18 protein-coding genes are annotated in these 21,847 nt (G+C 68.5%); 10 read left to right on the forward strand and 8 right to left on the reverse strand.

The window, feature by feature from the left end:
• The first annotated feature begins 343 nt into the window (after positions 1 to 343).
• The gene (locus tag QMK34_RS19735; RefSeq protein ID WP_326415585.1) at positions 344 to 565 is read left to right on the forward strand and encodes an alpha-L-rhamnosidase-related protein; all 222 of its coding nucleotides are present in this window, start codon (positions 344 to 346) and stop codon (positions 563 to 565) included.
• Positions 566 to 607: 42 nt separating this feature from the next.
• On the opposite strand, the gene QMK34_RS19740 is transcribed toward QMK34_RS19735, so the two are convergent.
• From QMK34_RS19740 to QMK34_RS19755, 4 genes are all read right to left on the reverse strand, one after another.
• A complete protein-coding gene (locus QMK34_RS19740; protein ID WP_326415586.1) occupies positions 608 to 2,041 on the reverse strand; it encodes an L-fucose/L-arabinose isomerase family protein in 1,434 nt (477 codons plus the stop codon).
• A 149-nt stretch (positions 2,042 to 2,190) separates the two neighbouring features.
• Complete coding sequence (locus QMK34_RS19745) at positions 2,191 to 4,461, reverse strand: M4 family metallopeptidase (protein ID WP_326415587.1); 2,271 nt, start codon at positions 4,459 to 4,461, stop codon at positions 2,191 to 2,193.
• Between the two features lie 628 nt (positions 4,462 to 5,089).
• The gene (gene folP / locus QMK34_RS19750) at positions 5,090 to 5,977 is read right to left on the reverse strand and encodes a dihydropteroate synthase (protein ID WP_326415588.1); all 888 of its coding nucleotides are present in this window, start codon (positions 5,975 to 5,977) and stop codon (positions 5,090 to 5,092) included.
• Between the two features lie 48 nt (positions 5,978 to 6,025).
• Positions 6,026 to 6,814 (reverse strand): GntR family transcriptional regulator, encoded by a 789-nt coding sequence (locus QMK34_RS19755; RefSeq protein ID WP_326415589.1) that lies wholly within the window; start codon positions 6,812 to 6,814, stop codon positions 6,026 to 6,028.
• A gap of 95 nt (positions 6,815 to 6,909) precedes the next feature.
• Between QMK34_RS19755 and QMK34_RS19760 the strand changes: the two genes are divergently transcribed.
• From QMK34_RS19760 to QMK34_RS19770, 3 genes are all read left to right on the forward strand, one after another.
• Positions 6,910 to 8,013, forward strand: coding sequence for a YeiH family protein (locus tag QMK34_RS19760; RefSeq protein ID WP_326415591.1), 1,104 nt, complete (start codon positions 6,910 to 6,912; stop codon positions 8,011 to 8,013).
• A gap of 123 nt (positions 8,014 to 8,136) precedes the next feature.
• Positions 8,137 to 8,580 (forward strand): hypothetical protein, encoded by a 444-nt coding sequence (locus QMK34_RS19765; RefSeq protein WP_326415592.1) that lies wholly within the window; start codon positions 8,137 to 8,139, stop codon positions 8,578 to 8,580.
• 101 nt (positions 8,581 to 8,681) lie between these two features.
• Positions 8,682 to 10,043: an NAD-dependent succinate-semialdehyde dehydrogenase gene (locus QMK34_RS19770; protein WP_326415593.1), complete on the forward strand. Its 1,362-nt coding sequence runs from the start codon at positions 8,682 to 8,684 to the stop codon at positions 10,041 to 10,043.
• 213 nt (positions 10,044 to 10,256) lie between these two features.
• On the opposite strand, the gene QMK34_RS19775 is transcribed toward QMK34_RS19770, so the two are convergent.
• Positions 10,257 to 11,483 carry an HNH endonuclease signature motif containing protein gene (locus QMK34_RS19775; RefSeq protein ID WP_326415594.1) on the reverse strand — a complete coding sequence of 409 codons (1,227 nt, stop codon included), beginning with the start codon at positions 11,481 to 11,483 and terminating at the stop codon, positions 10,257 to 10,259.
• Between the two features lie 637 nt (positions 11,484 to 12,120).
• On the reverse strand, positions 12,121 to 12,918 hold the full coding sequence (locus tag QMK34_RS19780; protein WP_326415595.1) for an AfsA-related hotdog domain-containing protein: 798 nt from the start codon (positions 12,916 to 12,918) through the stop codon (positions 12,121 to 12,123).
• Positions 12,919 to 13,401: 483 nt separating this feature from the next.
• Between QMK34_RS19780 and QMK34_RS19785 the strand changes: the two genes are divergently transcribed.
• The 4 genes from QMK34_RS19785 (at position 13,402) to QMK34_RS19800 (ending at position 16,407) form a co-directional block, all read left to right on the forward strand.
• The gene (locus tag QMK34_RS19785) at positions 13,402 to 14,430 is read left to right on the forward strand and encodes a beta-ketoacyl-ACP synthase III (RefSeq protein WP_326415596.1); all 1,029 of its coding nucleotides are present in this window, start codon (positions 13,402 to 13,404) and stop codon (positions 14,428 to 14,430) included.
• A gap of 35 nt (positions 14,431 to 14,465) precedes the next feature.
• A complete protein-coding gene (locus tag QMK34_RS19790) occupies positions 14,466 to 14,705 on the forward strand; it encodes an acyl carrier protein (RefSeq protein WP_326415597.1) in 240 nt (79 codons plus the stop codon).
• 96 nt (positions 14,706 to 14,801) lie between these two features.
• Positions 14,802 to 15,455, forward strand: a complete 654-nt coding sequence (locus tag QMK34_RS19795; RefSeq protein WP_326415598.1) for a response regulator transcription factor — start codon at positions 14,802 to 14,804, stop codon at positions 15,453 to 15,455.
• Positions 15,456 to 15,498: 43 nt separating this feature from the next.
• Entirely contained in the window at positions 15,499 to 16,407 is a 909-nt protein-coding gene (locus QMK34_RS19800) for a zinc-binding dehydrogenase (protein WP_326415651.1), read from the forward strand.
• A gap of 54 nt (positions 16,408 to 16,461) precedes the next feature.
• Here QMK34_RS19800 and QMK34_RS19805 read toward each other — a convergent pair whose 3' ends face one another.
• Both QMK34_RS19805 and QMK34_RS19810 read right to left on the reverse strand, forming a co-directional pair.
• The gene (locus tag QMK34_RS19805; RefSeq protein ID WP_326415599.1) at positions 16,462 to 17,487 is read right to left on the reverse strand and encodes a ketoacyl-ACP synthase III family protein; all 1,026 of its coding nucleotides are present in this window, start codon (positions 17,485 to 17,487) and stop codon (positions 16,462 to 16,464) included.
• Positions 17,484 to 18,701, reverse strand: a complete 1,218-nt coding sequence (locus QMK34_RS19810) for an FAD-dependent monooxygenase (RefSeq protein WP_326415600.1) — start codon at positions 18,699 to 18,701, stop codon at positions 17,484 to 17,486. Before QMK34_RS19810 ends, QMK34_RS19805 begins: the two co-directional genes overlap by 4 nt.
• A gap of 207 nt (positions 18,702 to 18,908) precedes the next feature.
• Here QMK34_RS19810 and QMK34_RS19815 point away from each other — a divergent pair, with 207 nt between their 5' ends.
• Both QMK34_RS19815 and QMK34_RS19820 read left to right on the forward strand, forming a co-directional pair.
• On the forward strand, positions 18,909 to 19,307 hold the full coding sequence (locus QMK34_RS19815) for a nuclear transport factor 2 family protein (RefSeq protein ID WP_326415601.1): 399 nt from the start codon (positions 18,909 to 18,911) through the stop codon (positions 19,305 to 19,307).
• 62 nt (positions 19,308 to 19,369) lie between these two features.
• Positions 19,370 to 21,772, forward strand: coding sequence for an alpha/beta fold hydrolase (locus tag QMK34_RS19820; RefSeq protein ID WP_326415602.1), 2,403 nt, complete (start codon positions 19,370 to 19,372; stop codon positions 21,770 to 21,772).
• Positions 21,773 to 21,847: the final 75 nt, after the last annotated feature.

Consider the following 21,847-nt stretch of genomic DNA (forward strand, 5'->3'; position numbering starts at 1 on the left):
GCACGGCTGCCTCAAAACCCACACCCACTACAACGAAAACACAGCCTGGGCACACCACACCACCACACAAACCAGACAAAACACCACCGCCGCTTGACAAACAAAACCCAGGGATGTCTTCAGGGGCACGCATGAAACGGTCGTGGCGGTATGAAATGGGCGAATGGGTGGACTTTCCGTCCTTTGTGGAGGGTAAGCGGCTTCGAAGGACAGGTGCCCGAGGCTTCGAGCGGCGGCTGCTGCGACAGTTCTCAGACGCGTTCTGAGGGATGATCACGCGCTCACAGTACTGCGCTGACCTGAGAAGCCGCGGGACAGGCGCTCAGCCGTTTGTATCGTTTCAATGCCGCAGCGAACCGGACAGCGTGTTGTCAAGACCGGGTTCGCCCACCTCGACACGACCCTGCTCGCGAAGATGGCCGCGGTGACGGGAAAGACCGCCGATGCCACGAAGTACGCCGACCTGGCGAGCCGGATCGCCGCGGGCTTCACCAAGCGCTACTTCGCCGTGGACACCGGCGTCTATGCCAACAGGACTCAGCTCGCGTACGCGCTGCCCCCGTGACCGGGGCCAGGTCATGAAACGTTTCAGGACCTGGCTGGGCCGTCAGGCGGTGACGAGCACGAACGGGAGCCCGCAGAGTTCGGCCACCGCGGCCAGTTCGGCGCCGCGGTGGCCGGTGCCGAGCGCCCAGTGGTGCCCGACGCCGGAGCTGCTCCAGGCGTCGGTCCACTCGCCGGGATGGCAGCCGAAGTCGACGCGCGAAGTCGTGTTCCCGATGCGCAGCAACGGTCCGCCGACCACGCGGCCCTGCGAGGCGATGAGCCGGAAGCCGCCGTCGCGGTCCTGGCCAAGGCCGAACGTGGTCACGTCCCCGTGCCGGACGTCGAACTCCACGGACACGCCCCAGCCGCGCTTGCCGTGGTAGACGCCGAGGCCGCGCAACAGCGGCTTGCCGTCGCTGATCGCGAGGTGGGCCGGGCCGTCGTGCCCCATCTCGACGACGTTGTCGTGGAAGTTCAGCGCCTGGAGCTCGGTGAACGAGCCGCCCCCGCCGAGCCGGTCCATGATCAGCATCGCCAGCGAGGTCCGCAGTTCGTACTCGCCAGCCGCCGGGATGCCCCGCGCGGTGAGCAGGGACGCGCCGAGGATGAGCCCGGCGCCGACCCGCTCGTGCGTCTCGCCGTCGAGCCCGCGGTGGTAGTAGGCGAGGCTGTCGAGCCCGAAGTCGTCGACCAGCCTGTCCAGCGCGACGGAAACCGTGGCGCCCCAGCGGAGATCGCCCTCGTCGACGCTGGCGTCGACCTGGAAGACCTCCCGTGCGAGCGCGACCCGCGCCGTGGTTTCGGTCTCGGTCACCTGCTCGGTCCGCACGCGCAGGTCGTCGATCTCCAGCACCTCGACGTGCCCGCCGAGCTGGGCGGGCACGAGCGTCAGGTCGGTGGAGACGTCGAGCATGCCAGGGTAGAGGTGCCCGAGCAGGCCGTGCCGCCCGTGGCGCAGCGCGCCGCGGACGCCCGCCGCGCGGACCCACCGGCCGATCTTCTCCCAGGCGGCGGGCTCCTCCAGATATCCGCTGACGGATCGGGTTTCGATGCCGCACCGGCGGAAGGTGCTGACCAGCTCGGGCAGCGGGCAGGCGCCGCAGTAGGCCAGCCAGGCGCCGGTGTCGAAGGTGGCGTGGTCCATCGCCTCGGTCGGCTGCAGGTTCAGCAGCAGGACCGGCGCGCCGCCGCGCTGCGCGATCGGGACCAGCATCGACGCGGTCAGGTACGTCGTCAGGTACGCGACGATGAGGTCGCACCCCGCCGCGTGCAGCTTGGCCGCCGCCACCGCGCCTTCCCGCGCGTCGGAGATGAAGCCGACGTCGACGACCTCGCAGCCGGACTGCCCCATCCGCTCCGCCACCCTGGCCGCCGAGCGCCGGAGCTGGGGGAGCAGGCCGGGGAACTGCGGCCAGTACGCGCCGAGTCCGCCCGCGACCAGCCCGACCTTGGTGCGGCGGTGCTCCCGGCGGGGTAGCGCTTCGGCCTGCGTCATTGCCGGCTCCTGGGGTCCGAGGAGCCTGAAACGTATCAAAGTCGGCGGCCGTTGGGGAGTGCGGGGCTTTTCCGGAAAAGCACTGACGGGTGGGGAGGTCGGGGGTGTCCCGGCCTCCCCACCCGTCAGTGGGGGGATCAGCGGTGCGGTCAGCTCAGCGTGACTGCTCCGTCGTCGATGACGAAGGACGTCTGCAGGGAGCTGTCTTCGGTGCCGGTGAACTTGAGCGCGACGGTCTGTCCGGCGAACGAGGACAGATCGACGGTCTTGAGCACGTAACCGGCGGCCTGGTTGAGGTTGGAGTAGCTGCCGAGGCTGGTGGTGCCCCCGGTCAGGGTCAGCTTGTCGTAGGCGGTGGTGGTGGTCGTTTCACCCGTATCGATGTGGAGGTAGAACGTCAGGCTGGCGTGGCAGCCCGCCGGGATCGCCACCGACTGGGAAAGGGTGTCGGTGTGGGCGGAGCCGTAGCCGTTGAGCCACGCGTTCCAGGTGCCGCCGTGGGTGGGCTGGCTGGTGCCGTTCTGGGCGATGACCCCACTGCTGCCGGCCCAGACGGTGTTACCGGATTCGAAGCCGGGGTTGCCCAGCTTCTGCCCGGAGCAACCACCCGTGGTGCCGACCGTCCAGCTGAACGAGGCGGAACCGGTGCGGGCGGCGCTGTCCTTGGCGGTCACCGTGACGTTGGAGGTCGCCGCGGTGGTCGGGGTGCCGGAGATCGCGCCGGTGGAGGCGTTGATCGACAGGCCGGCGGGGAGACCGGTGGCGGTCCAGGTGTACGGCGCGGTGCCGCCACTGGCCGACAGCGGCAGGTTGACGGCGGTGCCGACGGCGGTGGACTGGTTACCCGGGTTGCTCACCGTGACCGTGCCGGTCGCGCTGCAGGTCGGGTCGGCCGACTGGGCCGGGACGCTGATGGCGTCCCAAGCGGCCTTGACGATGTTGAACTCGGCGCAGCTGCCGGGGAAGAGGTTCTTCGCCGCGGTCAGCGTCCAGGTGCGGTACTTGAGGTACGAGCTGCCGGTGGTCTTGAGCAGCATCGCGTTGTAGAAGATCTTCACCGCGTTCTGGACACCGAGGCCGGTGACCGTCGAGCTGTTGCAGGTGGTGCTGGTCGGCTGGCCGTTGGTCGGGTTGGTGCCCTCGGCGAGCAGGTAGAACCAGTGGTTGCCGGGACCGGCGGCCGCGTGGACCTCACCGTTGGGAACGGAGCTGTCGTAGCAGTTCTTGTCGCCCAGCGCGGACGGGTTGTACATGTTGCGGATCGGGCCGTTGCCGACGAGGTTGATCTGCTCGCCGACGAGGAAGTCCGGCACGTCGTACGGGGACGGCTCGTTGGCGAACCACTCGGTCGAGGCGCCGAAGACGTCCGCGACGAACTCCTGGGTGCCCAGGCCGGAGATGCCGCCGGGGGTGTGGTCGTCGATGCCGTGGCCGTGCTCGTGCGCGACCACGTCGATGGAACCGATCCAGCCGCCGGCGGTGTTCTTGCCGATCTGGACCTGGCTGCCGTCGTAGTAGGCGTTCTGGTCGTTCAGGCCGACCCGGATCGGCCAGCCGCCGCCGTTGCCGTCGAAGCTGTTGCGGCCCAGCCACTGCGTGAGCATCTTGTTTTCGGTCTGGGCGGCGAACAGTGCGTCGACGCAGCCGGTCTCACGGCTGGTGGCGTTGCCGTTGCCCCAGCTGTCGTCCGGTCCGCTGAACGTCGTGTTGTTCGCGGCGTCCTGGCAGCTGACGTTGGTGAGGGTGGGGTCCTTCAGCGAGTACGTGCTGCCGGAGTGCGTGGTGGCCAGCGGAACGGGGTTCGGGCCGTTCCACGCGCTGTTGCCGTCACCGTGCAGGACGTGTTCCTGGGTGTGCAGCACGGCGCCGGTCGCGGCGTCGACGACCACGTCGAGCTTGCTCGGGCCCTCGGCGTCGCGGCCGAGAATCGTGCTCTGCCAGGCGAGTTTGGGCGTGCCGAGGGCGTAGGTGACCAGCTGGGCCGCCCCCACACTGTCCACGGTGCCCAGCTGGTGCCCGGCGACGGACTCCGCCTGTGTCTTGGACACCGTCGGCTTGGTGGTGGCCAGGTTGATCGTGGTGTCCTGGCCGACCGAGGTGTTCAGCACCTGGCCGGTGCCGTCGGTCACCACGACGAAGTCGCCGCCGACGACCGGCATTCCCTTGTAGGTGCGGTCGTACGGGACGTACTTCAGCCCGTTCGTCGAGGAGATCACCTGATGCTGCACGAAAACGTCGTCCGCACTGGCGTGCAGTGCGGCGGGCCTGCTGGCCACCAGGCTGGTCGCGGCACTGGCCGCCATCGCCTCGGCGTTCGGCATGGCGGCGGGGGACGGTTGCGCCTGTGCGGCGGCGGTTGTGGCAAGGGCGGCGACCAGCACACTGGTCGCGGCTAAGACGACAGGACGTCTCAGTTTCATCGACGGATCTCCTCCGGCAGGGCGAACAACACGACCCGTCCTTCTGGGACGGATCGTGAACGGGGATAGAGAGAAGTGAAAGGTGTTGCTAATGAACGAAAGCAAGGATCCGCCTCGGAACGCCGGTGAACAACCGACGAACGTAGTGAACTTATTCGAGGATGGCGATACATCCCAAACGGGACAATCAGGGATCAAGTAGCCCAATTCGGCGGGGCTCCGGTTTCCGGGAACGCCAGATGATCTTTGACCGCAAGGAAAACGGGGCCGGTTCCGGCACTCAGCGTGAAACCCGTGTCCAGGCAAGGGGTTTCCCCGTTCGGCCGCACCGGGTGCCGTCAACCGGTGGGTGGTGATCGAAAAGAACGCCGGAAACGGCGTCCCGGTGCGGGAAAAGGGCTTGTCAAGGCGAAGATCGGGTGTGAAAGCGGGGAGCGCGGTAGCCGTGGACGCACCGTCTCATCCGGAGAAATGTACGCACTGTGACGTAGGCGTTCCGCGGTGACGAACGATTGGGCCGGATGCTCCTGGAGTGGTTCGGCTTCTCGGCGGTGTTCTTCGCTTCCACGATCGGTTTTCCGTGGCGATAGGCCAAGTGGCGCAATGTCCTGAGAGGCCGCGCGGCGGATCAAGCGAGTCCGCGGAGCACCTTCGCCGGTCGCCGGTCGCCCAGGATGGTGGCGACCATCTCGAGCACGTCACGGGTGCCGCGGACGTCGTGGGCCCGGAACACCGCCGCGCCGTCGCGGGCGGCCATGGCCGTGGCGGCCAGGGTGCCGGGTCCGCGCTGCGCGACCGGGGCGTCGAGGGTCTCGCCGATGAAGTCCTTGTTGGACAGTGCGATCAGCACGGGCAGGCCGGTGGCGACGAGGCGGGCCGTGTGACGGAGCAGTTCGAGGCTGTGCCAGGTGTTCTTCCCGAAGTCGAGGGTCGGGTCGATGAGGATCCCCTCGCGGGGCACCCCGAGCCGGACGGCGTTCTCCGCGCTGCGGGTGGTTTCCTCGATCACCGCGGCCACGACGTCGGGGTAGTGCGGGCGGTAGGGGTCGGTCCGCGGCGGGAGCCCGCCGGTGTGGGAGCAGACGTACCCGGTGCCGAACTCCGCCGCGACCTCGACCAGCCGGGGATCCGTGCCCGCCCAGGTGTCGTTGAGCAGATCGGCCCCCGCTTCGCAGACCTCCCTGCCCACCTCGTGACGCCAGGTGTCCACGCTGATCACCAGCTCGGGGAACCGATCGCGGGCCCAGGCCACGATCGGCACGACCCGGCGGATCTCCTCCTCGGCGGTGACTTCGCCGCCTTCGGCGCCCGCGCGCACACCACCGATGTCGACGATGTCGGCGCCCTCGGCGACAACGCGCTCGACGGCTTCCCGCGCGGCGATGTCGGCGAAGGTGGCGCCCCGGTCGTAGAAGGAGTCCGGGGTGCGGTTGATGATGGCCATCACCAGCGCGCGGTCACGTTCGACGCGGCGGCCGCGGAAGACGAGCGACCGGTGGTTGTTCGGGGTGGGCATGCTGCGGCCTCCGCGATCGGGTCGGGCGGTGTCGGTGCTCCGGCGCGGTTACGTGGCCACGGACGCCGGACTGCGGTGGATGTCCGGCTGGGTGAGCTGGTAGCCGGTGTTGGCGGAGAAGTCGGCGGTGAGGGCGAAGCGGTCACCGCGGACGATGGTGTGGCGCCATTCGACCGGACGGCTGCGCGCGTGGCTGAGCCGGTTGATGGAGAACGCCGCGGTGCCGGGCGGGCAGTGCAGCTGGGCCTGCTCGGCGGTGGTGGGCACGACGGCGTGGACGTCTTCGTGGCCGTGGTCGAGCCGGATCCCGGTGCGGGTGGCTAGTTCGGCGTAGAGGCCCGTGTGGGTGAAGTCGGCTTGCAGCAGTGGCGCGGCGAGGGCGGCGGGCAGCCAGACGCGGTCGAGTGCGAGCGGTTCTTCACCGGCGAGGCGCAGTCGTTCGAGATAGACCAGGGGAGTGGAGCCCTCGAGGTCGAGCCGGGCGGCGACGACGCCGTCGGCGCGGAGGTCCAGGGTGCGCACGATGCTGCGCTGGGGCAGTCCGGCGGTTTCGACGGCGGCGAAGAGGCTGTAGAGCGCGCCCATCGGCTGCTGGATCTCCGGCGGGGTGGCGATGCGGGGCTGGCGGCCGCGTTCGGCGACGATGACCCCGTCGGTGCGGAGCTGCTGCAGGGCCTGGCGCACGGTGTGACGACTGACTCCGTAGTCCTCGACCAGCGCCAGTTCGCCGGGGAACTGGGCGGTGAACTCGCCGTCGGAGAGGCGGGTGAGCAGGTGTTCCTGCAGCTGCTGCCACAGGGGGGTTGCCCTGGTCCGGTCGAGTTTGCGGTGGGCCACGTCCCCTCCTTCGCGTCGCTGGTCAGGCTACCGGTTGCGCAATGTACGGACATCCCTTAGCTTGAATGTACGTACATTGCGAACGGAGTGGGCGGATGGTTCGGCTGGAGACTGCCGAGGCAGGCCACGGGACCGGCCGGGTCCCGTCGGCCGAAGACGGTAAGGCGTGGTTCGCCCGCGTCGCGCCCGGCCTGGCGCTGGCGCTGGTCGTGGCGGCCGTCGCCACCGCGCTGGGCAAGCTCGTCCCGATCGCCGGCGGGCCGGTGCTCGCCGTCGTGCTCGGCGCGCTCGCCGCGGCGGTGCTCCCCGGCCTTCGCGCCGAACGGTGGGCGCCGGGATACGGCGTCGCGGCGAAGCCGGTCCTGCAACTGTCCATTGTGGTCCTGGGCACCGGATTGTCGCTGCAGCAGGTCTTGCGGGTCGGCGGCCGGTCCTTGCCGGTCATGCTCGGCACCCTCGCCGTCGCGCTCGGCGGTGCGTGGCTGCTCGGCCGGTGGCTCGGCGTGCGGGGCGACACCCAGATCCTCATCGGCGTCGGCACCGGCATCTGCGGCGCGTCCGCGATAGCCGCGACGACGGCGGTGATCAAGGCGAAAGAGACGCAGGTCGCCTACGCGATCGGGACGATCTTCACCTTCAACATCGCGGCGGTGCTGCTGTTCCCGCCGATCGGGCACCTGCTCGGGATGAGCCCGCACTCGTTCGGGCTGTGGTCCGGCACCGCCATCAACGACACCTCCTCGGTGGTCGCCGCCGCCTACGGTTACGGCGGGGACGCCGGTTCCTACGGCCTGGTCGTCAAGCTCACCCGTACGTTGATGCTGATCCCGATCGTGATCGTCCTGGCGATCCTCACCGCCCGCAAGCAGGCCCGCGCCGACGCCGCGCGCGAGGGCGGGGCCGCGGCCGGGTTCAGCCTGCGGACGATGCCGTGGGGCAAGATCGTCCCGCTCTTCCTCCTCGGCTTCATCGCCGCCGCCACGCTGGACAGCCTCGGCGTCATCCCGGACGCCTGGCACCCCGCGCTGTCCGAACTGGGCACGTTCCTGATCACGACCGCGCTCGCCGGGATCGGGCTTTCCCTGCGGCTGGGCGACATGCGCAGGGCGGGACCCCGCCCGCTCATGCTCGGCGGGTTGCTGTGGATCGCGGTCGCGGTCAGCAGCCTCGGGCTGCAGGCCCTCACCGGCACTCTCTGAGCCGGGATGATTCCTGGTGGCCGATAGCGGACATTGGCCGGTCCGCCCCTGCCCTTCGCCGTTTTCGCGGGCGAAGCTCCGTGGCCCGGGATGCCTTCCCGGAAACGGATCTGAGGGGATCACATGATCACGATTCGCAGAAACGCACTGAGGAAATTGGGCGCGGCCGCGGCGGTCGCCGGACTGATGGTGGCCGGTGCGCTGGCGACCGCCCCGTCCGCGCTCGCCGCGCGCACCCCGCCGCCGGGCTACGGCCTGTACGCGAACTGCCCTGGCAACGAGCTTCCCTCCACCGACCTCGGGTCCGGGCGGCTGCGGCTCTGGTACTCCACGCTCAACGGCGGCACGTTGTGCGCGAAGGTCTACGACGATCTTCCCGGCTCGCACAACATGTACGTCTCGATCAATCGCACCGACTGGAAGACCATCTATTCCGACGACGGCTACTACACCACCTACGCGGGCGGTGTGGCGGTCTTCGGTATCAACGGCAAATGCGCCAACGTGAACGGAACCCTGGAAGTGGGGGCGTACACCGCGGCCAAGAGCAGGTTCACCTGCGCCTGAGTGAGCCGGGACAGTTCCCGGCGACTGTATACAGTATACGTTTTATGGGTTAGGGTCGTTCCGTCGCAGTGTCGTGAAGAAAGACGGAGGTTCGCACCCCCATGTACAAAGTCACCGACCCGGCGACGGGCGAACTGATCGAACAGATCCCCAACGCGACCGACGAACAGGTCCTGGCGGCCATCGAGCTCGTCCACCACGGGTACTCCTCGTGGCGGCGGCGTCCGGTCACCGAACGGGCGAAGATCGTGTGGCGGGCGGCGGAGCTGTTCGCCGAGCGGGCCGACGAGCTGGCCGCGATCATGACGCTGGAGATGGGCAAGCGGATCAACGAGGGCCGCGGCGAGGTCGGCATCGTCGTCGACATCTTCAAGTACTACGCGGAGAACGGCCCGGCGCTGCTGGCCGACGAGCCACTGCCGATCAAGGGCGGCGAAGCGGTCATCACCAAGGGCCCCCTCGGTGCGCTGATCGGCATCATGCCGTGGAACTTCCCGTGCTACCAGGTCGCCCGGTTCGTGGCGCCGAACCTGGTGCTCGGCAACACGATCCTGCTCAAGCACGCCTCGATCTGCCCGCGCTCGGCCACCGCGATCGAGGAGATCCTGCACGAGGCCGGTGTGCCCGAGGACGCCTACCAGAATATTTTCGCGTCCAGCTCGCAGATCCCGTGGATGCTCGCGGACCCACGCGTGCAGGGCGTGTCACTGACCGGCAGTGAGCAGGCCGGGATCTCGGTCGCCGCCGAGGCCGGCAAGAACCTGAAGAAGTCCGTGCTGGAGCTCGGCGGGTCCGATCCACTGATCGTGCTGGACACCGACGACCTGGACGAGACGGTGCGGATCACCGCGACGGCCCGGATGCGCAACTGCGGGCAGTCGTGCAACGCGCCGAAACGGATGATCGTGCTGGCCGGGCTCTACGACGAGTTCGTCGATCGGCTGGCCGCGCGGGTGACGGACTACTACGTGCCGGGTGACCCCGCGGACCCCGACACGAAGCTGCCGCCGCTGGCGTCGGTCGCCGCGGCCGACGAGGTGGCCGCCCAGGTCGCGACCGCGATCCGCCAGGGCGCGACACTGCGCGCCGGAGGACATCGCGTCGAAGGGCCCGGCGCCTACCTGGAGGCCACCGTCCTGACGGACGTCACACCGGAGATGGACGCCTACTACGAGGAGATCTTCGGCCCCGTGGTGCTCGTGTTCCGCGCGGCGGACGAGGACGAGGCGATCGCGATCGCCAACGACACCCCGTTCGGGCTGGGCGCCAGCGTGTTCGGCACCGACCGGGCACGGGCCCGCCGCGTCGCCGAGCAGATCGACGCGGGCATGGTGTACGTGAACAGCTCCGGCGGGTCCCAGGCAGACCTGCCGTTCGGCGGGATCAAGCGCTCCGGCATCGGCCGGGAACTCGGCCCGCTCGGCATCGAAGAGTTCATGAACAAGAAGTCCATTCGCTTGTAGTGTCCCGGGATCGTTGCCGACGAGTCACTTGACGAGGATCTCGTCAGTGGTGGCGATGAGAACCTTGATCGAGACGACGGAACCCGCCGATTCCCTCGGCGAGATCTCGGGCCGACCATAGGTTCACCTTCGGACGCGACACCCGCCCACCGCCATGACCTCTTCCACATCCAGGCATAGCAACGGGAGCCTCGGAGCAGGAGGTGTCGCGTCCTACTCGGTGTGGGGTGGGTCGTGTGCGGTGTTGCGGATGGGTCTTCGCTCCGGATCCAGCCACGCGGGCGGGAGCCATTCGATGATTCCGTTACGCAGCCGCATATCCCAGCCGCCATGGTGGAGTAGGTGGTGATGTCTCTCGCAGGCGAGTCCGAGATTGACGATATCCGTCGGACCCCCAACACCACCAGGATCACTCCAATACACAATGTGGTGTGGCGTTGCCCATTTCGGACCTCGTGAACACCCCGGACCGGTACACCCGCGATCCCGGATGATCAACGCCCGCCGCTGCGCCGGAGTCGCTGTCCGCACCGCGCGGCCCAGGTCGAGGACTTCGCTGGCGCCGTTCAGTACTGCCGGTACGGCTTTCGCGTCGCAGCACATCCGCCGCACCTGACTCACACTCAACGCACCATAACCATCTAACATGACTATGCCTGCGCGGCGTTCCAGCTCCTCCAGCCCGATCGTCACCGTCACGACCGCCCGTTCACCGGCCTTGACGGGCAGGTCCGGAGAGCGGGCGGCGAGGTCGAAGATCGCCGCCAACGCATCACCGTGACGCTGCGCCGCCGTCCGCGAATCCCGGTTACCGAACACATCAACCGGATCAGGCTTCGCCAACGGAATCAACATGTCCTCCGCGAAATGCCCGGCCTCAGGATCAAACTCACCCGAGTACTTCATCCGACCATCACGCGTGAACGAGTACCGGAACTCCCGGTGGGGACGGGACAGGTCCCGCTCACGATCCTCCGGCTTCTTGTCCAGCACATCCCAGTACCCCAGCACCCGCCGACCCACCTTCCGAACCGTGGCGGGGATCGCCTGCTGCGACAACTCGACCAACGTCGCCTCGTGCGCCGCGACCTCCTCCACTGACACTGAGTCCGGAGCCTGCGAGAGGACGTGTTCGATCTCGTGGGCGTGTTCCCGGTTGATCTCCCCCGACTCCAACGCCTTCCGCATCAACGGAAGCACCGCAGTAGCCTGAGCAACACGAGCGGACGCTTCCCTCTTCGACACCCGCAACGACAACGCCAACATCGTCGCCGTATCACGAAAACCCTTCTCCACAGACAAACCGCGCCTGTCGATGTCACCGACGAGATCCAGCATCCGCGCATACACACGACACAAATCCCGTTCGACAGCAAGAAGCCCAGCAGTCAGCTCCCCATCGGAAAGCTGCCACACCGGCATCATCTCATCAACACTCACACCCCCATTCTACCCGAACATTTGTTCGAATCACCACCCGTTCAGGTACGACTGACCAACTTCTTCCTGGCGTCAGAAACCTCTACGCGGCAACGAAATGGAACAAAAATATCCGGCTGGTGCTGTGGCCGCACAGGTTGGCCGGGTTGGTCAGGCTAGGTGGGGTGCGTGTTGGCCTCAGCGGTGTTGGCGTTCGCTGGGGACGCGTGCTCGTTCACGGCGTTGGGCGAGTTTGTGGTAGCTGGCGGGCAGTCTGCCGGGGTGGTTCCTTTTCATCCAGCTTGCGCCGAGGTGGGGCCGGATGGTCAGTGGCCCGAACTCGTCGAACGCGAACACGCGGTCCGGAAGTTACTGCTCACGTGCTTGATGTAGGCGGCGGGAAGACCGCCACCGCCACCCGGCCAACCTTCTTGGATGCAGCGCTAGGCACCTTTTCCGAAGCCAGAAACCCTTACGTGGCAAAGAAGATGAACAACATATCCGGTTGGACGGCTCGCTGGTGGGCCATCGCCTACCCGTGCGCGAACAGGTCCACCAGCTCAGCGTCCAAGGTGGCGCCGACCTGCCGGGAGGTCAGACTATCCGCTTGTGGATCCCGGCACGGAAACGCTTCCTCGCCGCTCATCGCCGGTGGGGTCTACTCCAAGCCGCCCAGGTGGACCTTCGCCGCTTTTTCCGCCTTGCGCCGTTCCATGACGGCGATCTTCTCGTTGTTGAACGCGGAGAACCCGATCTCGCCGTGGGCCACGCGCTTGCCGCCCTGCACCAGTTCCAGTTCGAGCTCGAAGTCCAGCTGCCGGTCGGGCTTGTCGATCGACAGCTCGCGCACCGTGCAGGTGATCTGCGCGGGCACCGGGAACAGGAAGTTGTCGAACGTGAGCCGGACCGAGTTCCACACGAGGTAGAAATTGGTCAGTGGCCAGCGATCGCGGTAGCCGCTCTCGAACGCGGCGAGGAAGAGTTGTCGCGCCGCCTCGACGATGACCATGCCCTGCACGTGCTCGCCGCTCTGGTGGTCGGCCAGCATCTCGTTGTGGCCGTGCACCCGGATGTCCGCCGCGTAGACGTGCGCCCCGGTCCGGCGCAACCGGGCCAGCAGCACGTTGTCGACGTCGTGCTTGTGCACCACGTCCCGGCCGAGCGGCTCGATGTCCTCGCCGTCGAAGCGGATCCGGTCGGTCAGCCCGTGCCGCGCGATCGCGGCCTCCACGTACGCGCGCTCGAACGCGCCGACGCCCTGGCCGGTGAGCAGCCGCACATCGCCGGGAGCATCGTCGAAGCGGCCTTTGTCTATTTGGGACGCCATTCCGGACACGGTCTGCACCCGGTCGCCGTGGGTGAAACCCGCGAACCGGTCCGCGACGACCATGATCCTTTGGGGTTGCGGAACGCGCAGTGCCGGTGCGGTGTCTGAGAGCAACTCGGGAATCGTCATCTACTGGACCTTCCTGGTTTCTGCTATAGGGCGCCGGTTGTGCGACGCGGCGTGGTCAGTTATTTTCAAAGAGTGCGTGGCGCCCGACGGCGTTGTCGGCACCGTCTGCGCCGTTTCGAGGCTATGGCGTGGTTTCCGCCTGTCACAGTGCCAAAGAGAGCAGGCCGACCCGCGTCGCCCGACCCGCGTGAGGTGGGTAGACGAATGGCTACTCCACTCTGTGTGTCCTACTAGGACACCGGATGAACATTGACCGGTCGCCGCGCCCCGACGTAGGTTCGGTTCACGACAGACCGCATGGGGGCGATCTTGCCGGCAGTGACGAGTGCGCGGATTCCGTGCCAACTCGGCGTGTCCCGGCGCTTTTCACCAGCTTTCTAGCTATCGAAACGGATGCCCCGACGACGATTCCCCTCGGCGACGCAGCCGGGGGAATCCGCCGGGGATTCAGCATGCTCTCTTCGCTGAAGAAAGGGGAACGACATGGTGCAGCCGGGGCTCCGCGACCGGTCGGCGGTCATCGCCGGCATCGGTTCGTGGCTGCCGAACCACGTGGTCACCAACGAGGATCTCGCCGCACAGCTCGACACCAGTGACGAATGGATCAGGAGCCGCACCGGCATCGGGACGCGGCACGTCATCGACGAGGGCATGGCCACCTCGGATCTCGCGGTGGAGGCGGGTTCCCGCGCGCTGAAGTCGGCGGGCTGCCCGGACGTCGACGGCGTCCTGGTCGCCACCACCACCCCCGACCGGCCCTGCCCGGCCACCGCGCCGGACGTCGCGAGCAGGCTCGGCCTCGGTTCCGTGCCCGCCTTCGACATCGCCGCGGTGTGCAGCGGCTTCGTCTACGGGCTCGCCGTGGCGTCCGGCCTGATCGCCCTCGGCGCGCTGGAGCGCGTGCTCGTGATCGGCGCTGATGCGTACTCCACCATTCTCGACCCGCGGGACCGCACCACCCGCGCGGTGTTCGGCGACGGCGCGGGCGCGGTCGTCCTGCGGGCGGGCCACGCGGACGAGGACGGCGCGCTCGGCCCGTTCGACCTCGGCAGCGACGGCGCGCTCGCGGACCTGATCACCATCCCCGCCGGGGGTTCGCGGCAGCGCTCCAGCCCGGACCGGCCGGTCGAGCGCGAGGACGTCTACTTCCAGATGCAGGGCAAGAAGGTGTTCAAGAACGCCGTCGCCCGGATGTCCGAATCGGCGCGCGAGGTCCTCGGCCGGTCCGGCTGGACGGTCGAGGACGTGGATCATGTCGTTGCGCACCAAGCGAACCAGCGCATCCTCAACGCCGTGGCCGCCGAGCTCGGCGTCCCTGGTGAGCGCGTCGTGTCGAACATCGAGCGGGTCGGGAACACCTCCGCCGCGTCCATCCCGCTGGCACTGGTCGACGCCGCCCGGTCCGGCGCGCTGCGACCGGGGGACCGGGTGCTGCTCACCGCTTTCGGCGGCGGGCTCACCTGGGGCTCGACCACGCTGCGGTGGCCGGACGTCGTCCCGCTGGGCCGCTGAACACCAGTTAACCACTACCGGAAGCGGAGCAAATCATGAGTGACCTCACCAGCGGCGTGCTGAGCATCCTGCACAGCCATTTCCTCGTCGACGCCGACGTGCTCGCCGGCGACCCGACCCTCGAGGACATCGAGTTCGACTCACTGGCCATCGTCGAGTTCGCGACGGCCGTGGAGAAGCGGTTCCACATCCCGGTCGACGAGGACGAACTGACCGTCGACCACACCATCTCGCAGGTGATCGAGATCCTCGGCCAGAAGCTCGCGAAGGTCTGACGGACGCCTGCGCCGCGACCGGGGACGGCCCCCGCCCCCCAGGCCGTCCCCGGTTCCCCCCTCTCACCCGGCAACACCCGACAAGGGAGCAGCTCCATGAACCAAGTCGCCGAGCGGATCCGCGTGGTGGTCGCGGGCGGCCACCGGCTGCCGCGGATCGCGTTGTGCCACCTGCTGCGGATCGAGTTCGACGTGGTCGCCACCGGTGGTCTCGACGAGGCCGCGCACCTGGTGACCCGGCACCGCCCGGATGTGGTGCTGCTTGACGTCGACGCGCCGCGCGAGTCCGTGGGCAGGTTCCCGCGGGTCGGCGGGGGCGCCCCGGTGATCGTGCTCGGCGACCACGACGATCCCGCCGCCGGTGATCTCTACGCGCTGGGCGCCTGCGACTACGCGCACAAGAACACCAGCCAGGCCGAGCTCTTCTTCACCATCCGCCACGCGCTGCACGGCCGTTACGGCCAGCCGAAAGCGCACCTGCAGGCGGTGGCCCCGCCGGGTGCCGCGGCTCTGAAGACCCTGTCGGCGCGCGAGTGCGAGATCGTCGGCTACGTCGGGCTCGCGCTGAGCAACCGGCAGATCTCCCGCAGGCTCGGCATCACCGAAGGTACGGTCAAACAGCACCTGCGCAACATCTTCACGAAGCTGGGCGCGGTGTCGCGCCTCGACGCGGTGAACCGGGCGATGGCGGCCGGGTTGATCGCGGATCCTCCCGTCGCTCGCGTTTTCCGCGACGGCACGGCCACCTGAAACGGTAGTTCCGGCACGAATCGAGGAGAACCTCTTGCTAGCTGTGGTGAACACACCGGGTGGCGTCGCGCCCACCGGGATCCGCGAGGTCGGCGAGCCGGAGCCGGGCGCGGACGAGGCCGTCGTCGCCGTGCGGTCGTTCTCGGTCAACCGGGGCGAGCTGTCCCTGATCGAGCGCAGGCCGGACGGCTGGCGGCCCGGCCAGGACATCGCCGGGGTGGTCGTGCGGGAGGCCGCCACGGGCGCCGGTCCGCGGCTCGGCGACCGGGTCACCGGCCTGGCCGACCAGGCGGGCTGGGCCGAGCGCGCCGCGTTGCCGGTGTCGAGGATCGCCGTGCTGCCGGACAACGTCGGCTTCGGGGACGCCTGCACGCTCGGCATCGCCGGGCTGACCGCGGTGCGGCTGATCCGCCGGATCGGCGCGCTGATCGGCAAGCGGGTGCTGGTGACCGGCGCGGCGGGCGGTGTCGGCAGGCTGCTGGTCGAGCTGGCGTACGGCGCGGGCGCCCACGTCAGCGCGGTGGTGTCCAGTGAGAAGCGCGGCGAAGGGCTCGACGCGCTGGGCGCCCAGCGCGTCGTGACCGATGTCAACGAGCTCACCGGCCCCTTCGAGGTCGTTTTCGAGGCCGCGGGTGGGGAGCAGCTCGCCGCCTCGATCCGGATGGTCGCCGCGTACGGCACGGTGCTGCTGTACGGCAACTCGTCCCGCGAGCCGATACCGTTCGACTTCAACACCCTGATGCGCGGCCATGTCGGCGCCCGGGTGGACAGCCTGCTCTACGCCACCGGCGACCCCGACGACGTCGACTTGGCGATCCTCGTCGAGCTGGTCGCCACCGGCAGACTGCACCCCAAGATCGGCTACGGCGGCAGCTGGCGCGGGCTCAACGACGCCCTCGACGCGCTGCGTGGCCGTGAAGTGGCCGGGAAGGTCGTCCTCGATATCGGCTGAGCTGGTTTCCGGTGCCCCTGCCCGTGTTTCGTCCGGACAGGGGCACCGGCGTCTTCACGGCCGGGCGACGACCTCGATCAGCGCGCCGGTCCAGGTGAACCCGGCTCCGGCACCGAGCAGCAGCACCTTGTCCCCCTTGTCCAGCTGCCCGGTGGTGATCAGGTGGCTCATCCCGACGGCCGCGTCGCCGCTGCCCAGGTGGCCGATGGTCCGGCCCAGGTCCCACAGCGATTTGCGCTCCCCGTCGGTGAACGCGGTGAAGTAGTTGCCGCTCAGCAGCCCGTGGCCCAGGTTGGGGAACACGATGTGGCGCAGCGAGTCCTGCGCGTCGCCGGGCAGCAGCTCGTCCCGGATGGCGCTGACGGCGGCGCTGGTCCGCACCGAGAGCGAGCCCTTGCCGTGCTCGGCGAGGTAGCCGCGTTTCGCGGCCCGCACGTCGTGCTCGTCGCTCAGCAGCTCGGCGGTCTCCGGTAGCGGCTCGGCGGTGCGGTGCAACGACTCCATGCCCGGGTTGGACACCGTGTGCAGGCCGGTCACCTTGAGGGCGCCGCGTTTGCGGGAGACGAGGAAAGCGCCCGAGCCGTCGCCGTACACGATGCCGTAGTCGCTGGTGTAGCGGTTGAACGAGGATGTGCCGAACCGGTCGGTGGCGGCGGCGATGACCCGTTCGTCGTAGCGTGACCTGGCGAGGTGGTCGCAGGCGAGCTGCAGGCCGATCATGTTGCCGTTGCAGCCCTGCATCAGGTTGAACGGGATCGCGCGGTCGTTGCCCAGCGCGTTCTGCACGTAGGACGCGGGCGACCACAGCCGTTTGTGCCCGTTGCGGTGGATGGCCGAGACCGAGATCATGCCGACCGACGAGGCGGGCGCGCCCGCGAGGGACAGGGCCTGCTCGGCGGCGCGCACCGCCATGTCGCCGGGGTAGAGCTCGGTCTCCACCGCCACGGTGTCGTATCCCGTGGCCAGCACCCGTTCGGTTTCCGGACCGGGGAGCTCGGCAACGGCGTCGACCAGCTTTTCGCGGTGCTCCGGCAGATAGCTGCCGACGGCTTCGAGATAGATGTCGGTGGCGATGGTCATGAGATCGTCTCCTGGGCGCGTAGGGCGGGCAGCTGGCTCCAGACGGCGGCCAGGGTGGTGAGCTTCTGGGTGATCGCGGCGAGGTCGGCTTCGTCGGCGGCGGTGCGCATCGCGGTGAGCAGGTCGTTAACGTCGGTGCTGGCGATCACCTCGTGCGCCCGCGCGTGCCGTTCGGTGTGGTAGTCCTCGAGCAGCTGCTCCACCTTGGCCTCGTCCAGCGTGCCGCCGAGCACCTGCGCGAGCCTGCCAGCCAGATCGTGCGCGTCGTCCAGGCCGAGGTTCATCGCCTGGCCGCCGGCCGGCGCGTTCAGGTGCGCGGCGTCGCCGAGCAGGAAGGCCCTGCCGTACCTCAGCCTCGGCGCGACCCGCTGGTGCACGGCGTAGAACGCGAGCTCGTCGAGCGGGTCGAGCCGCAGCCGGGCGGTGAAGCCGAGCTGATCGAGCGCGGCGGTGTAGTCCTTTTCGGACAGTCGGTCCACGGAGGTGAGCCTGCGGGTGCCGCCGAACGGCCCCGCCACGCGGAAACGACCCCGGGGCAACGGGAGCACGGAGACGACGCCGGTGTCCGAGACGTACATGGCGGACTCGTCCCCAGGCAGCTCGTGGCGCGGCCTGCCCTCGCCGAGCAGATAGCTGAACGGGAGGGTGACCCCCGGGAACTCGTCGCCGAACAGCTCGATGCGCACCGCGCTGGACGCGCCGTCGCAGCCCGCGATGAACCGGCTGCGCACCTCACGCACCAGGTCGCCCTGGCGGACCGAGGACAGCACCCCGCCGTCCTCGGTTTCGGTGTGCGACACGTACCGCGTGTCGCGCACGATCCGGCCGCCCCGCCCGGTGAACCGCTCGGTCAGCACGCGTTCGAACGTGGGCTGGTCGATGTTGACGTAACAGGGGAACCTGCTGTCCAGTGCGGTGAAGTCGATCCCGAACGACCGTCCGTCGGCGAGGTGGAAGGCGATCCGCTTCTGCGCCACGCCCTCGGCGAGAATCCGCCTGGCCACGCCGAGTTCGTCGAGCAGCTCGAGGCTGTGCGCGTGCACCATCACCGCGCGCGTCCGCGTGTCGATGTGATCCGCCTTGTCCACGACCAGGCACGAGACGCCCCGGTGCTGCAGTTCCAGTGCCAGCATCAGCCCGGCCGGGCCGGCGCCGACAACGAGCACGTCACTGTCCACCAGGGCCGGGCAACCTGGTTCGATGGTCGCGGGCATGGGCTGACTCCTCGGGCCGGGGTGCGGGATGTGTGCCCACGCTAATGACGCCGCCCGCGGCCGGGACATCCTCCTTTGGACATAGCCGGGCGTATTCCCAAGTTGCTCCGAATGGACAAGAAAAACAGGGCAGGGACACGGCTACAGTCGATTTCACCGGCCATCGCCGCATTCCCGGCACTCCACACGAAAAGGGGTTTCACCCGCATGGGCAAGAACACGCGCGAAGTGGTCGAGGCATACCTGGGACATCTGGGCAACGGCGAGGTCGAGGCGGCCGTCGCGCTGCTCGCCGAGCCGCTGGACTGGTTCACCCCCGGCAGCACCACGCTCATCCCGTGGATGGGCCAGCGCTCGACGAAGGACGAGGTCAGGACCTTCTTCTCGATGGCAGGTGAGCACATGACGGCGGAGAACTTCGCGGTCAGCCGGATCCTCGCCGACGGCGAGCTGGCGATCGTGCTCGGCTCGTTCAAGTACAAGGTCAACGCCACCGGGAAGAGTTTCGAATCCGACTTCGCCCTCGAGGTCCGGGTCACCGACGGGCTCATCGACCGCTATCACATGCACGAGGACAGCTACGCCATCCACCTCGCGTTCCTCTGACAAAAGGAGCCGGGACCCGAATTCGCGGCTTCGCGAGAATTGTTGAGGAAGGGAGGAAGCCGATGCCAGAGGAAGACGACTACGACGTGCTCGTGGTGGGGGGCGGCCCGACCGGGATGACCGCCGCCTGCGAGCTGCTCCGCCGCGGTGTCCGGGTCCGGGTGATCGACGCCGCGCCGCAGCCGAGCGTGCATTCGAAGGCGATGCTGGTGTGGCCGCGGACCGTGGACATCCTCGAGGATCTGGGGCTGGCCGGCGAGGTCGCCGAGATCGCGGTGAAACTGCGGCAGATGACCTACTACTCCGAGAAGAAGGTCACCACCCGGCTGCAGATGGACGAGGGGCTCGCGCCCTTCTGCCTGCCGCAGCGCCACACCGAGGAGATCCTCGCGGTGGGACTGAAGGGTCTCGGCGGCCAGGTCGAGCGCAACGTCCGGCTGCTCAGCCTCCAAGGTGTCGACTTCAGCGGCCAGATCCGGCCCGAGCAGCGGATCACCGCGGTGCTCGAACTGCCCGACGGCACGGTCGAGCGGATGCGCGTGCCGTGGGTGATCGGCGCGGACGGCGCCACCAGCGTCGTGCGCAACCAGCTCGGCATCGCCTACGAGGGCGCGACTTACGAGAACCGGTTCCTGATCACCGACGCGCGCATCGCCGGGGATCCGCTGGACCCGGACGAGGTGCACTACCACCAGTCCCGCATCGGCGTGCTGGCGATCGTGCCCCAGCCCTACGGCCTGTTCCGGTTCTTCACCAACGCGCCCGCCGACGTCGAAAACGGGACACTGGCGGACATGCAGAGCCTGGTCGACGTGCGAGGGCCCGGTGGGCTCAAACTGATCGAGCCGGACTGGGTCACCACGTTCCGGGTACACCGCAGGCGGGCGGCTAGTTTCCAGCTCGGCCGGGTGTTCATCGCCGGCGACGCCGCCCACGCGCACAGCCCGATGGGCGGGCAGGGACTCAACACCGGCATCCAGGACGCGCACAACCTCGCCTGGAAGCTCGCCTCGGTCATCCGCGGCGACGCTTTCCCTTCGGTGCTTGAGAACTACACGCCCGAACGGGCCGAGGTGGCCGACGCGGTCGTGCGCGACACCGACCTGCAGACGCGGATGGCGATGTGGAACAAGGGGCCGCAGGTGGCCCTGCGCGACCTGGCCATGCGCACGCTCGACAAGACCAAGCTGCTGAACCGGTACTACATCCCGATCGCGGCGGGACGGCGCTGGGTGTACGAGGAACCCGGCGCGGTGAAGATGGAGATGTGCGACCTGCGCGCCGCGTTGCGCAGGCATTCGAAGGCCGGTGCGGCGCTGCCCCGCGAGCTCTCCGTGGAGCTGGGCGTCACCGGTCCCGGGGTCGATCCGAACCGGTACAGCGTCGTGGTGATGCCCGGCGCGGAGAACGAACTCGCCGGCCTGCACGCCGCGCTGACGCATCTGATCGAGCCGTGGTCGCGGCAGGTGCGGGTGATCGCGGTCGGCAACCGGAAGCTCAAGACCGCCCGGCAGCAGCTGCACTGCCGCCGTCCGGGTTTCTACCTCGTGCGCCCCGACGGCCACGTCGCGATGCACGGCCACCAGGACGATCTCGACAAGCTCTACCACCGGCTCGGCACCCTGCTCGTCCCGCGGGAAAAGCCCGTCGTGAACACCAGCCCAGAGTCAGACACCGTGGAGGATACCGTGACCAGCGCCAACAACAACTACGTCCCCCCGGCCCGAGTGGTCGGCAACGGCCCGCACAAGGTGATCGTGCTGCACGCACTGTTCGCCGACCACCAGTACTTCGAGCACTTCTGGTCCTTTGTGGACACGACGAAGTACTCCTACGCCTTCATGGACGCCCGCGGCTACGGCAAGGCCTTCGACGTGCCGGGCACCTACATCACCGACGAGATCGCCTCGGACGTGCTGACCCTGGCCGACAGCCTCGGCTGGAACAGCTTCTCGCTGATCGGCCACTCGCTCGGCGGCATGCCCGCGCAGCAGGTCTTCCTCAAGGCACCGCATCGGGTGCGCAAGCTGATCGGCATCTCGCCGGTGCCCGCCAACGGGATGCCCATCCCGGACTCGGACTTCCCGCTGTTCGCCGACGCCGCGCACAGCAGGGAGAACCGCAAGACGATCCTCAACCTGACCACCGGCCACAAGCTGTCGGACGTCTGGCTGAACAGCTTCGCGGACGCCTCCATGCAGGCGGTCGGCCCGGTCGCCTTCCGAGGTTACCTGGATTCCTTCCGCACCACGGACTTCTCGGCCCGGGTCACCGGTTCGGACGTGGCCACCCTCGCCGTCGTCGGGGAGAACGACCCGGCCGTCACCGCCGACGCGATGAACGAGACGTGGATGAAGCACTACCCCAACAGCGAACTCGCCGTCATCGGCAACTCGGGCCACTACCCGATGCTGGAGACGCCGATCGCCCTCGCGACGCTGCTGGAGACCTTCCTCGACAAGTGACCCCGCGATGGTCCCTGAAGGCCACCATGACGGCGTAAAACGCCGTGATGGTGGCCTTCAGGGACACTTGCGCTG

The sequence above is a fragment of the Amycolatopsis sp. H20-H5 genome (genome assembly GCF_035828755.1).
GTDB lineage: Bacteria > Actinomycetota > Actinomycetes > Mycobacteriales > Pseudonocardiaceae > Amycolatopsis.

Bases quoted from the DNA above. Each gene is read 5' to 3' on its own strand.
- QMK34_RS19780 (WP_326415595.1), bottom strand. From the start codon at position 12,918: ATGACGATTCCCGAGTTGCTCTCAGACACCGCACCGGCACTGCGCGTT.
- QMK34_RS19790 (WP_326415597.1), top strand. From the start codon at position 14,466: ATGAGTGACCTCACCAGCGGCGTGCTGAGCATCCTGCACAGCCATTTC.
- QMK34_RS19795 (WP_326415598.1), top strand. From the start codon at position 14,802: ATGAACCAAGTCGCCGAGCGGATCCGCGTGGTGGTCGCGGGCGGCCAC.
- QMK34_RS19760 (WP_326415591.1), top strand. From the start codon at position 6,910: ATGGTTCGGCTGGAGACTGCCGAGGCAGGCCACGGGACCGGCCGGGTC.
- QMK34_RS19740 (WP_326415586.1), bottom strand. From the start codon at position 2,041: ATGACGCAGGCCGAAGCGCTACCCCGCCGGGAGCACCGCCGCACCAAG.
- QMK34_RS19805 (WP_326415599.1), bottom strand. From the start codon at position 17,487: ATGACCATCGCCACCGACATCTATCTCGAAGCCGTCGGCAGCTATCTG.
- folP (WP_326415588.1), bottom strand. From the start codon at position 5,977: ATGCCCACCCCGAACAACCACCGGTCGCTCGTCTTCCGCGGCCGCCGC.
- QMK34_RS19765 (WP_326415592.1), top strand. From the start codon at position 8,137: ATGATCACGATTCGCAGAAACGCACTGAGGAAATTGGGCGCGGCCGCG.
- QMK34_RS19820 (WP_326415602.1), top strand. From the start codon at position 19,370: ATGCCAGAGGAAGACGACTACGACGTGCTCGTGGTGGGGGGCGGCCCG.
- QMK34_RS19815 (WP_326415601.1), top strand. From the start codon at position 18,909: ATGGGCAAGAACACGCGCGAAGTGGTCGAGGCATACCTGGGACATCTG.
- QMK34_RS19785 (WP_326415596.1), top strand. From the start codon at position 13,402: ATGGTGCAGCCGGGGCTCCGCGACCGGTCGGCGGTCATCGCCGGCATC.
- QMK34_RS19810 (WP_326415600.1), bottom strand. From the start codon at position 18,701: ATGCCCGCGACCATCGAACCAGGTTGCCCGGCCCTGGTGGACAGTGAC.
- QMK34_RS19735 (WP_326415585.1), top strand. From the start codon at position 344: ATGCCGCAGCGAACCGGACAGCGTGTTGTCAAGACCGGGTTCGCCCAC.
- QMK34_RS19745 (WP_326415587.1), bottom strand. From the start codon at position 4,461: ATGAAACTGAGACGTCCTGTCGTCTTAGCCGCGACCAGTGTGCTGGTC.
- QMK34_RS19770 (WP_326415593.1), top strand. From the start codon at position 8,682: ATGTACAAAGTCACCGACCCGGCGACGGGCGAACTGATCGAACAGATC.